This window comes from Enterobacter chuandaensis (assembly GCF_003594915.1).
GTDB lineage: Bacteria > Pseudomonadota > Gammaproteobacteria > Enterobacterales > Enterobacteriaceae > Enterobacter > Enterobacter chuandaensis.
Genome location: NZ_QZCS01000001.1, coordinates 558,851 through 570,278 on the forward strand (window position 1 = coordinate 558,851; position 11,428 = coordinate 570,278).

Sequence of the window (11,428 nt, forward strand, 5' to 3'; positions counted from 1 at the left end):
CTGCACAATAAAATCAAAGACTTAAAACCACCAATAAAAAAGGGTCCACAGACCCTTTTTTATTGGTACCTACCTTCACCGCCACGCCGGACCTTTCCCAACCGCAAACCGCCCGGCCCCTAAAAATGCCACAGCCAGCGCGCCAGTAAAGAAGTACACCAGGCTTTCAATCGCCCATGCGCCGACCTTATCGAGAGCGAATGTTTCCCCCGTCCCCACCATCAGCCACGCCACAACCATCGTAAACGCCAGCACCAGCGCGGCCGGACGCGTAAAGAGCCCGACTATAATCAGAACCGGAGCCACCACTTCGCCAATCAACACCCCATAAGCGATAAAACCCGGCAATCCCTTTTCTACCAGCATGCCGCTAATAAATCCCACGCCGCCAAAAAGCTTATGCAACCCGTGAAACAGCATCAGCCCGCCGACGGCAAGTCGTAACAAGAGTTTGCCAAAATCGTCGCATGATAGCTTTTCATTAACAGCAATTAACAATGACTTAACCATTTGAAATGATTCCTGTTTTCACCCTAAGCTTCACCAGAGTATGCCGAATAATTGCTCAGGAAAACCACCTTTAATTGAGGGGTACTCAACAGGCAATACAGTGACTTTCTTCTAAGCTTGTAAGCGATATCACAAAAAGGAGACGGACAACCATGAAACAAACCGTGGCTGCATATATTGCGAAAACGCTCGAACAGGCTGGCGTAAAACGTATCTGGGGCGTGACGGGCGATTCCCTGAACGGGCTCAGCGACAGCCTGAATAAGATGAAAACCATCGAATGGATGCCAACTCGCCATGAAGAGGTCGCCGCCTTTGCCGCAGGTGCTGAGGCGCAGCTTACGGGCGAGCTGGCCGTGTGCGCCGGATCCTGTGGACCGGGAAACCTGCATCTGATTAACGGCCTGTTCGACTGTCACCGCAACCACGTGCCGGTGCTGGCGATTGCTGCCCATATCCCCTCTTCCGAAATCGGCAGCGGCTATTTCCAGGAGACGCATCCGCAGGAGCTGTTCCGTGAATGCAGCCACTACTGTGAGCTGGTTTCATCCCCGGAGCAGATCCCGCAGGTGCTGGCGATCGCCATGCGCAAGGCCGTACTGAACCGTGGCGTTTCCGTGGTCGTTATCCCGGGAGACGTGGCGCTCAAGGCCGCGCCGGAAGGGGCCAGCACCCACTGGTATCACGCGCCGCAGCCGGTGGTGACGCCAGCCGAAGAGGAGCTGAAAAAGCTGGCGCAGCTGCTGCGCTACTCCAGCAACATCGCCCTGATGTGCGGCAGCGGCTGTGCGGGCGCGCATAAAGAGTTACTTGAGTTCGCCGGTAAGCTCAAAGCACCCATCGTACATGCCCTGCGCGGCAAAGAGCACGTCGAGTACGACAACCCCTTTGATGTAGGCATGACCGGGCTGATCGGTTTCTCCAGCGGTTTCCACACCATGATGAACGCCGACACGCTGGTCCTGCTCGGCACCCAGTTCCCGTACCGCGCGTTCTACCCGACGGATGCCAAAATCATTCAGATTGATATCAACCCGGCCAGCATCGGCGCGCACAGCAAGGTGGATATGGCGCTGGTGGGCGATATCAAATCCACCCTTGCCGCCCTGCTGCCGCTGCTTGAAGAGAAAACCGACCGCACGTTCCTTGATAAGGCGTTGAGCGACTACCGCGACGCGCGCAAGGGGCTGGACGACCTTGCCAAACCAAGCGACAAAGCCATCCACCCGCAGTATCTGGCGCAACAGATCAGCCATTTTGCGGACGACGACGCTATTTTTACCTGCGACGTCGGCACGCCTACGGTCTGGGCGGCGCGCTATCTGAAGATGAACGGCAAACGTCGCCTGCTCGGCTCGTTCAACCACGGCTCGATGGCGAACGCCATGCCGCAGGCGCTGGGGGCAAAAGCCACCGCACCGGAGCGTCAGGTGGTCGCGATGTGCGGCGACGGCGGGTTCAGCATGCTGATGGGGGATTTCCTGTCGGTGGTACAGATGAAGCTCCCGCTGAAAATCGTGGTCTTCAACAACAGCGTGCTGGGCTTCGTGGCGATGGAGATGAAGGCCGGAGGCTACCTCACGGACGGCACCGAGCTGCACGACACCAATTTCGCGCGTATCGCCGAAGCGTGCGGCATCACCGGTATTCGCGTGGAAAAAGCCTCCGAGGTGGATGAAGCCCTGCAGCGCGCCTTCTCCATCGACGGTCCGGTACTGGTGGACGTGGTTGTCGCTAAAGAGGAGCTGGCCATCCCGCCGCAGATCAAGCTGGAACAGGCCAAAGGTTTTAGCCTCTACATGCTGCGCGCCATCATCAGCGGGCGCGGTGACGAAGTGATCGAACTGGCAAAAACCAACTGGCTCAGGTAAAACATTTCGCATGACCTCTTAAAATAAAGGGATGTGAAATGATTGATTTGCGTAGTGATACCGTTACCCGCCCGAGCCGCGCCATGCTCGAAGAGATGATGGCCGCCCCGGTCGGGGACGACGTCTACGGCGATGACCCGACGGTCAACGAACTGCAGCGCTATGCGGCAGAGCTAAGCGGCAAGGAGGCCGCGCTGTTCCTGCCGACCGGCACGCAGGCGAACCTGGTGGCGCTGCTCAGCCACTGCGAGCGCGGCGAAGAGTATATCGTTGGCCAGGGCGCGCATAACTACCTGTACGAAGCCGGGGGCGCGGCGGTGCTTGGCAGCATCCAGCCACAGCCGATTGACGCCGCGCAGGACGGCTCCCTGCCGCTCGACAAAGTCGCGGCAAAAATCAAAGCCGACGATATTCACTTCGCCCGCACCAGGCTGCTCAGCCTCGAAAACACCCACAACGGTAAAGTGCTGCCGCGCGAATACCTGAAAGCAGCGTGGGAATTCACCCGCGAGCGCAAACTCGGCCTGCACGTTGACGGCGCGCGTATTTTTAACGCCGTGGTGGAGTACGGCTGCGAGCTGAAAGAGATTACGCAATATTGCGACTCGTTCACCATTTGCCTCTCAAAAGGCCTGGGTACGCCGGTGGGCTCCCTGCTGGTCGGCAATGCGGACTACATCAAGCGTGCCAACCGCTGGCGTAAAATGACCGGCGGCGGCATGCGTCAGGCGGGTATTCTGGCGGCTGCCGGGCTGTATGCTCTGAAAAACAACGTGGCGCGTCTTAAGGACGATCACGACAACGCCGTCTGGATGGCAACGCAACTGCGCGAGATCGGCGCAGACGTGATGCGTCACGACACCAACATGCTGTTCGTTCGCGTGGGCGACGAGCACGCCGCTGCGCTGGGTGAATTTATGAAAGCGCGTGGCGTGCTGATCAACGCCTCACCGGTCGTGCGTCTGGTGATGCATCTCGATGTGAGCCGCGAACAGCTGGCGGACGTGGTGAAACACTGGCAGGCATTTTTACAGCGCTAAGGAGCATCACGTGCCGCAACGCATTCTGGTGCTTGGCGCCAGCGGATATATCGGTCAGCATCTCACCACTGCGTTAAGCCAGCAGGGGAATCAGGTGCGGGCAGCGGCACGCAACACCGAGCGTCTGCAAAAACTCACTTTGCCTGGCGTGACCTGTCACAACGTCGATCTCAACTGGCCGAAGGCGCTTCCCGCGCTGCTGGAAGGGGTCGACACACTTTACTATCTGGTGCACAGCATGGGCGAAGGCGGGGATTTTATCGCCCACGAGCGTCAGGTGGCGATGAACGTCCGCGATGCCCTGCTGCAAACCCCGGTCAAGCAGGTGATCTTTTTAAGCTCGCTCCAGGCGCCCGAACACGAGCAGTCCGACCATCTGCGCGCCCGCCAGCTGACGGGGGACACGCTTCGCGGGGCGAATATCCCCGTCACCGAACTGCGCGCCGGGATCATCGTTGGCGCGGGTTCCGCCGCGTTTGAAGTGATGCGCGATATGGTCTACAACCTGCCGGTGCTGACGCCGCCGCGCTGGGTGCGCTCGCGCACCACGCCGATTGCGCTGGAGAACCTGCTGCATTATCTGGTGGCCCTGCTGGATCACCCGACAGAGCAACACCGTGTGCTGGAGGCGGCTGGCCCTGAGGTATTGAGCTATCAGGAGCAGTTCGAACATTTCATGCGCGTCAGCGGCCGCCGCCGCTGGCTGATCCCCATCCCCTTCCCCACCCGCTGGATATCGGTGTGGTTTTTGAATGTGATCACCTCGGTGCCCCCGACGACCGCGAAAGCGCTGATCCAGGGGCTGAAGCACGATCTGCTGGCGGACGATCGCGCGCTACGCGCTTTGATCCCTCAGACGTTGATCCGCTTTGACGACGCGGTGCGCAATACGCTGAAAGAAGAAGAGAAGCTGGTGAACTCCAGCGACTGGGGCTACGACGCGCAGGCCTTTGCCCGCTGGCGCCCCGAATATGGCTATTACCCGAAACAGGCAGGTTGTACGGTAAAAACCTCAGCCAGCCTTGCCGCGCTGTGGGAGGTCGTGAACCAGATTGGCGGCAAAGAGCGCTATTTCTTCGGCAATATTCTCTGGCAAACGCGCGGGGCATTGGATCTGCTGGTCGGTCACCGGCTGGCAAAAGGCCGCCCGGCACGCCCGTATCTTGAGGTGGGCGATGCGGTCGACAGCTGGAAGGTGATCATCGTCGAGCCAGAAAAACAGCTGGCGCTGCTGTTCGGCATGAAAGCCCCGGGGTTAGGTCGGCTTTGCTTTACGCTGAAAGACAACGGCGACCACCGGGAACTGGACGTTCGCGCCTGGTGGCATCCGCACGGAATGCCCGGTCTGTTCTACTGGCTTTTCATGATCCCCGCCCATCTGTTTATCTTCAGGGGAATGGCAAAACGCATTGCGCAACTGGCAGAACAAAAGACGAAAATAAGTTAATAAAACTCTCTTTCTTTCACCTTTCCCATTGCAACACATCGTAATTCACGAAAGAATGCGCACGAAATTCTTTTCAACACAGTGGATTGATATGAAGGTACTGGTTACCGGGGCGACCAGTGGCTTAGGCCGAAATGCGGTCGAATTTCTGCGCAACAAGGGCATCAGCGTCAGGGCCACCGGTCGCAACGAAGCGATGGGTAAACTGCTGCAAAAAATGGGCGCGGAGTTTGTCCATGCCGACCTGACGGAGCTGGTCTCCTCGCAGGCCAAAGTGATGCTCGCCGGTATCGATACGCTGTGGCACTGCTCCAGCTTTACCTCCCCGTGGGGAACGCAGGAAGCCTTCGATCTCGCCAACGTGCGCGCCACGCGTCGTCTGGGCGAATGGGCCGTCGCCTGGGGCGTGCGTAACTTTATTCATATCTCCTCTCCGTCGCTCTATTTTGACTATCATCACCATCGCGATGTGCAGGAAGATTTTCGCCCTGCTCGCTTTGCCTGTGAGTTTGCCCGCAGCAAGGCGGCCAGCGAAGAGGTGATCGACCTGCTGGCACAGTCGAACCCGCATACCCGCTTTACCGTCATGCGCCCGCAGAGCCTGTTCGGGCCGCACGACAAAGTGTTTATTCCCCGTCTGGCGCAGATGATGCACCACTACGGTAGCGTGCTGCTGCCGCGCGGCGGCGATGCGCTGGTGGACATGACCTATTACGAAAACGCCGTCCACGCCATGTGGCTGGCAAGCCAGCCGGACTGCGATAAGCTCACTTCCGGTCGCGCCTACAACATCACTAACGGCGAACCGTGCACGCTGCGCAGCATTGTGCAGCGGCTGATTGATGAACTGCAGATTAACTGCCGTATCCGTTCCGTGCCCTACCCGATGCTGGATATGATTGCCCGCAGCATGGAGCGTTTTGGCAGTAAATCGGCCAAAGAGCCCGCGCTGACGCACTACGGCGTGTCGAAGCTTAACTTTGATTTTACGCTGGATATTTCGCGCGCTGAGACTGAACTGGGATATAAGCCAATTGTGACGCTGGATGAAGGCATTGTGCGCACGGCGGCATGGTTACGGGATCACGGGAAGCTTCATCGCTAGCGTTTCTGCCTGGTGGTGCCACCGTACCGTCCCCTCACCCCTCCGGGGAGAGGGTTAGGATGAGGGGAAAGTACAAATACGAAAACGGCAACCTTTCGGTTGCCGTTTGCTTTTACAGAGCCGTCCAGGCATCAGCCCATGCCAGACCTGCGCCTGGTTCATAGTATGCCGGGGCGTTGTTACACCAGCCGCTGTACGGGAACGGTTTGCACTGGAACAGTTTACCGTGGTTGTTCACGATATCACCTGCGTTGTACTTGCTGTTCGCGCTCCACGCCTGGTAAGCACCGTCATCCTGAGAAGGCGTTGATGCTTTCGCTTTCACGTTCAGCAGGTAGGAGGTGGTGCTGCTCAGTTCGCCATCGCTGACGGTCAGGCTTACTTCAATCTGCTGTGCCGTAGCGGATTCTGGCGCCTTGAAGGTCACAACCGCTTTATCCTGACCGGTCACGGTCTGGCCATCCTGAGAACGCCAGGTGTAGGTCAGCTTGTTACCATCCGCATCGGTAGAACCTTCCGCGCTCAGAGAAACCTGCGCACCCGCTTCAACGGCGCCGATTGGGCCCGCAATGTGGGCAACCGGAGCATGGTTCACCGCGACAGGTTCTGCCGGGGTTTCATCCGGTGTCGGCGCTGGAGCTGGTGCCGGGGTTTCATCTTCAGCCGGGGTTGGCGTTACCGGCGTTTCGTCCGGGGTTACGGAAGAACCATCGTCGTTAACAATATTCACGTTAAAGAACTTCTGCACGCACTTGCTGTAGTCACCCTCTTTAAAGGCGCTGAACGGCGTCTGGTAACCCACCAGCTGGCAGGAGTAGGTCTGGCCGGTTGGGGTATCCGCGCTCCATCCCCAGTCCTGTTCCCAGTAAATCTTCAGGGCACCGGCACCACCTTCGTCGAACTGCTTCATGTTGGCGCAGCCCAGCACTTCATTCGCCGGAACAGGCACTTTCAGGTAGTTCGCAAACTCTTTGTAGTACTTGATACGGTTCTGAGACTGAGCAATTTCAGTCGGGCCACCACACTCAACGCCGCCGTTGATGATCTGGGTAGTCACGCCGAAGCCTGGGACCAGACCGTTGGCTTTATCGTGATCGTTCGGCTGCCACGTGCCGTCGATAACCTGCAGCATGCTTGGTTTTGGCGGCTGCGGGTAGGCGAAGAAGAAGATCGCACTCGCCAGGTTCAGCCAGGTGTCCGCCACCAGCTCAGGTTTGTCGAGCAGGGTACGCACGTCGCCGTACATCGCTTCAGAGAAAGGACCGTAGTTGTAGTTATAAGACAACTGCTTCGCACCGCGACCGAAGTAGCTCAGGAAGTCGCCGTCTTTATCTTTACCGCACGGCCAGGTCTGACCCTGCCAGACGTCCGGGTTACATTCGCCGTTATAACCGCCCTTCTGGCCTTCGCTCCAGCCCATTTCACGCACGTGAACCAGGGCCTGACGCCATTCGGCTTCCGGACGCCAGCTTTCGTGACCGCCGGTTTCCTGAGCAAAGTGGGCAAACATGGTTGCCAGCTCTTTGCGGCAGATCGCGTCACTGTCACGACCGTCGTTATAGGTCTTACACAGCGCCGGGAATTTACCCACCGCTTTCAGGAAGTTGCTGTAGGTGTATGCCTGGGCACGCAGCGGGAAGAGATATTCCCAGTCGCTGGCTTTCACAATCCCTTCAACGCGCTTAACGTTGTCCGGGTTCGCCGCGCGGCCTGGCTCAATCATTTCCACCTGAGCATTGTCCAGCGTCTGGATGGTCTCTTTCACGGAGGCCATCAGCGGGAAGCTGGTCAGCTCTTTCTCTTTCTTCGCCAGATCGCTGGCTTTCATGGTGTATGGTTCACTGGTGGTCGCTTGCAGCGAGGCAGCCTGCGCCATAAACGGGGCTACGCATGCGCCGGCAACGAGTACACTCAGTAACGTCCTTTTATTCATTTCAGTATTCCTGTTAATTGAAGTTAAAATTAAAGTTAAATCCCGGCTTATGTATTAATCCATTAATAAATAAACCACAGACAGCTGTTTTCACTTTTCGAAGAACACCCTCGGGAATTCTTCAAAAATAAAAAACCTTAATATTGCGCCGCTAATTTTAACTGCTGATATTTCGCCCAGACTTTATGGGCATATTTCATCCGCTGCGGATAATTCTCTTTTTTCAACCCGGCGTTATAAGCACCTACCGCTTCCCAGTTATAGCCATACACCTTAATCATTCCGGAGAGGATGGAGGCGCCGACCATGATGGACGTACAGGGCTCGGTCATCAGCCGATATTCGTTAATTCCTCTGCTTTCCAGCTCTGTAAAATGGGAGCTGTTAATTTGCATCAACCCGACATCACGCGTGCCGTCATGATTTTGCCCAACCGCATACGGATTCATACCGGATTCAACATTGGCTATGGCATACAATAAATAGGGATCGACATGATAATAATGCGCGGCTCTGTCCCAACAATTTGCCAGCGCGCTTTGGCTTATTATCAATAAAAACAACATTAACTTTTTCATTATTACCTGCTGTAAGCGTCAGTGATTTCTCCTTAACAACATCCTGTAAAATGAATTTTGAATCACTCACCACCCCCGGTGGGGATGGTGGGTGATTATCGGGCTAGATTATTTGCAGTCTGTTGAAGGACCTTCTTTCACCCATACGTCGCTGTTAGCCGGGTTATCACCACGGGTCCACCATTTGGCACGGTAAACGTTGCCCTGGTAGGTTGTGGTTTCGCCGCCGTTGTAGACGAGGTCAGAACGCCAGTTCATCTGCACGTTGCTGACCAGTTCCCAGGCATCCACACCGAAGCCAGGCTGGTTGCCCTGCGTCCAGTACTTCGCTTTCCACACCAGATGGTCGAAGCTTACGGTATCGCCATTGTTGTAGATTTTGCTGGCATCCCACGCAGCATATTTGCTGGCGTTAGCATCGACAGGCGCGTCGCAGTTACCGGTTGCAGAACCTTCGTCAGATGGCGGAGTAACATCATCAGCCGGAGGAGTCACGTCGTCAGCTGGTGGGGTCACTTCATCAGCCGGTGGCGTTACGTCAGCCGGTTTCGGATTCACAGTCACCTGCACGTTAGACTGCACGCTGGTTTTACCATCGCCGACAACCACGCTCAGGGTGTAAGTCGATGTAGAAGCCACGTCTGGCGCAGTGATGCTCACGTTAGCGGTATCAGTACCGGTAGCGTGCATGTCCGCAGGAACGCTCCAGGCGTAGGTCAGCGCATCACCGTCTGGATCCGCAGCCTGTGCATGCAGAGAATAGGTTTCCCCTGCCTGCAGCGTTACCGCTTCCATCTGGTTGACAACGGGTGCCTGGTTCGCTTTCGGCGCTTTGTTCACAACCTGCACATCAATCGCGTTGCTCAGACCTTTTGCATCCGTTACCGTCAGGCGGAACGTCATGGTCTGGTCGGTGGTCGCTGCCGCAACGTTGAAGGTTGCTTTCGCTTTGGTGCTGTTAGCGATGGTTACAGATGGGCCAGAAACCTGGGTCCATTTGTAGGTGATCGCATCGCCGTCCGGATCGCTGGAAGCAGAACCATCAAGCGTGACGGTTGCCGGGCCAGATACGTTCTGATCCGCTGATGACGCGATTGGCGCGTGGTTAGTGACGACCGGGTTAACCGGAGTAGAATCACCGCCCAGCAGGCTTTCGTTCATCGCGTTCAGAATGTCGCCGGTATCAGAGTCGATAGACCATGCAAACAGACCGCCCAGTTTATTCGCCAGAACATACTTACCTTTCGCCGTCGTTGAGCGCGCATCTTCATACGTGATCAGGTCGCCGGTGGTTTTGTTAAAGATGTAAGGCGCTTCCGCGTCAGCATCGTAGCCGTATTCCCAGCCTGGTTTGCCTTTGTATTCGTTGACGATCTGACGATAGTCAACCACGCCTGGTTCCCAGGTGCCTTTCACCATACCGGTTGCGGTACCAGTGAATGGATTGTTACCGGTGTAGCCATGCACGCCGGTCCAGCCGCGGCCATACATGCCCGCACCCACCACGATCTTGCCTGGCTGTACACCCTGGGAAAGCAGCGCATTTACGCCGTTTTCAGTGGTGTAATCGGTGTCAGGACGCCATGCTGGCGCACGCAGTGCAGCCTGGTGGCCCAGAACGGTGTTGCTCCAGCCGCCGTAGAAGTCGTAGCTCATCAGGAAGATGTGGTCGAGGTACTGCTGAGCCGCAGTGTAATCCACGTCTTCAATCTTATCGCGGCCTGCACCGATGGCGCTGGTCAGTTCATAGGTACGGCCAGTCTGAGCAGACAGCTCGTTCAGCATGGTGCGCAGGTCATGCATCAGCACGGTATAAGTCGCTTTATCCTGCTGCGGGTTGCCCAGCGTTTCGCTCACACCGCCGCCGCCTGGGAATTCCCAGTCAATATCCACACCGTCAAAGAATTTCCAGGTCTGCAGGAACTCTTTAACAGAGGAGACGAAGCGGGCACGGATTGCCGGGTCGCCCATGTGGAAGAACGGATCGGAGAGCGTCCAGCCACCGATGGATGGCAGCACTTTCAGGTCCGGATGCGCTTTTTTCAGCGCCATCAGCTGGCCAAAGTTACCTTTGTACGGGTCATCCCAGTTGGAGACGCCAGCCTGTGGTTTTTGAATTGCAGCCCATGGATCGTGGATTGCCACGGTATAGTCAGGACGGCCCTTACAGTCGTTCTGAAGCACACGGAAGCTGTTGCCGCCTTCAATGGTTTTCAGGCCGTCGTTGATGCCGTCACCGCCGCAGATTGGAATGAAGCCGTACAGAATGTGGTTGAGGTTAGCCGCAGGAATTTTATCTACCGGGAAGGCGCGATCGTAAACACCCCATTCCGGGAAGTAGGCCGCAACCACTTTATCGGTGTGTTTGGCGAAGGATTTGTTGTTCTCCTGCAGTGCTGCATTCAGCGGCAGCAGGTGGCTACCGTCGGTATCAGCAACGATAATCAGCTTGCTGGCGCTTTTCGCACAGCCGCTGGTGTTACAGACTTCAACCTGTTCCTGATAACGCCCGCCTTTTTTCACCTTGAACGTTGCAGAGCCTGTCGCGCCGCCTGCACCGGTCCATACGGTCTGTCCGTCCAGCAGAACTTTAGCTGAAGTCGGCGCATCACCGCTCCAGACATTCCACTCCACTTTGACGTCCACGCCATCGTTATGCACTTTGACCAGATTGTTATAGTCCTGAGCCGCCTGATCCACTTCAACCAGGGCAAATTTGTCATTGCCATAGCCGATCGTCGGTGCGCCTGGTGCCGCTGCAAATGCGGAGCTGGTTGCCGCCGCAATAAAGAGCGCCAGATATTTAGGCTTCATAAATTTCATTTTTATTTCCTGATAAATTTATTCGTAACGTAATAATCCATGTCTTCCTTGAGAGCATGGAGTCTATTTGCGTAATGCGTATTTAACCAACCTGAAAACCGTGACAAAAAACGTTTTGCTA

General features: G+C 56.4%; 8 protein-coding genes. 4 read left to right on the forward strand and 4 right to left on the reverse strand.

Translation table 11 applies throughout. The features are described 5' to 3' along the window. Window positions 1-75: 75 nt before the first annotated feature. Window positions 76-510: a DoxX family protein gene (locus D5066_RS02815; protein ID WP_119914980.1), complete on the reverse strand. Its 435-nt coding sequence runs from the start codon at window positions 508-510 to the stop codon at window positions 76-78. Window positions 511-662: 152 nt separating this feature from the next. On the opposite strand from D5066_RS02815, the gene poxB reads away from it, so the two are divergent. From poxB to D5066_RS02835, 4 genes are all read left to right on the forward strand, one after another. Then, complete coding sequence (gene poxB / locus D5066_RS02820; RefSeq protein ID WP_119914981.1) at window positions 663-2,381, forward strand: ubiquinone-dependent pyruvate dehydrogenase; 1,719 nt, start codon at window positions 663-665, stop codon at window positions 2,379-2,381. Between the two features lie 38 nt (window positions 2,382-2,419). Continuing rightward, a complete protein-coding gene (ltaE, locus tag D5066_RS02825) occupies window positions 2,420-3,421 on the forward strand; it encodes a low-specificity L-threonine aldolase (protein ID WP_119914982.1) in 1,002 nt (333 codons plus the stop codon). A gap of 10 nt (window positions 3,422-3,431) precedes the next feature. Beyond that, window positions 3,432-4,868 (forward strand): SDR family oxidoreductase, encoded by a 1,437-nt coding sequence (locus tag D5066_RS02830; RefSeq protein ID WP_119914983.1) that lies wholly within the window; start codon window positions 3,432-3,434, stop codon window positions 4,866-4,868. 91 nt (window positions 4,869-4,959) lie between these two features. Further along, a complete protein-coding gene (locus D5066_RS02835; RefSeq protein WP_119915033.1) occupies window positions 4,960-5,973 on the forward strand; it encodes a 3-beta-hydroxysteroid dehydrogenase in 1,014 nt (337 codons plus the stop codon). A 112-nt stretch (window positions 5,974-6,085) separates the two neighbouring features. Here the strand turns inward: D5066_RS02835 and D5066_RS02840 are convergent, their stop codons facing one another. The 3 genes from D5066_RS02840 to D5066_RS02850 all read right to left on the reverse strand — a co-directional run bounded on the left by D5066_RS02840 (window position 6,086) and on the right by D5066_RS02850 (window position 11,307). Further along, window positions 6,086-7,906 (reverse strand): glycoside hydrolase family 19 protein, encoded by a 1,821-nt coding sequence (locus D5066_RS02840; protein WP_119914984.1) that lies wholly within the window; start codon window positions 7,904-7,906, stop codon window positions 6,086-6,088. A 137-nt stretch (window positions 7,907-8,043) separates the two neighbouring features. Continuing rightward, a complete protein-coding gene (iagB, locus tag D5066_RS02845; protein WP_119914985.1) occupies window positions 8,044-8,484 on the reverse strand; it encodes a type III secretion system invasion protein IagB in 441 nt (146 codons plus the stop codon). 108 nt (window positions 8,485-8,592) lie between these two features. After that, window positions 8,593-11,307 (reverse strand): glycosyl hydrolase family 18 protein, encoded by a 2,715-nt coding sequence (locus tag D5066_RS02850; protein ID WP_119914986.1) that lies wholly within the window; start codon window positions 11,305-11,307, stop codon window positions 8,593-8,595. Window positions 11,308-11,428: the final 121 nt, after the last annotated feature.

Coding starts and splice junctions, on each gene's coding strand:
- poxB (WP_119914981.1), top strand. CDS start 663: ATGAAACAAACCGTGGCTGCATATATTGCGAAAACGCTCGAACAGGCT.
- D5066_RS02840 (WP_119914984.1), bottom strand. CDS start 7,906: ATGAATAAAAGGACGTTACTGAGTGTACTCGTTGCCGGCGCATGCGTA.
- D5066_RS02815 (WP_119914980.1), bottom strand. CDS start 510: ATGGTTAAGTCATTGTTAATTGCTGTTAATGAAAAGCTATCATGCGAC.
- D5066_RS02850 (WP_119914986.1), bottom strand. CDS start 11,307: ATGAAATTTATGAAGCCTAAATATCTGGCGCTCTTTATTGCGGCGGCA.
- iagB (WP_119914985.1), bottom strand. CDS start 8,484: ATGAAAAAGTTAATGTTGTTTTTATTGATAATAAGCCAAAGCGCGCTG.
- D5066_RS02835 (WP_119915033.1), top strand. CDS start 4,960: ATGAAGGTACTGGTTACCGGGGCGACCAGTGGCTTAGGCCGAAATGCG.
- ltaE (WP_119914982.1), top strand. CDS start 2,420: ATGATTGATTTGCGTAGTGATACCGTTACCCGCCCGAGCCGCGCCATG.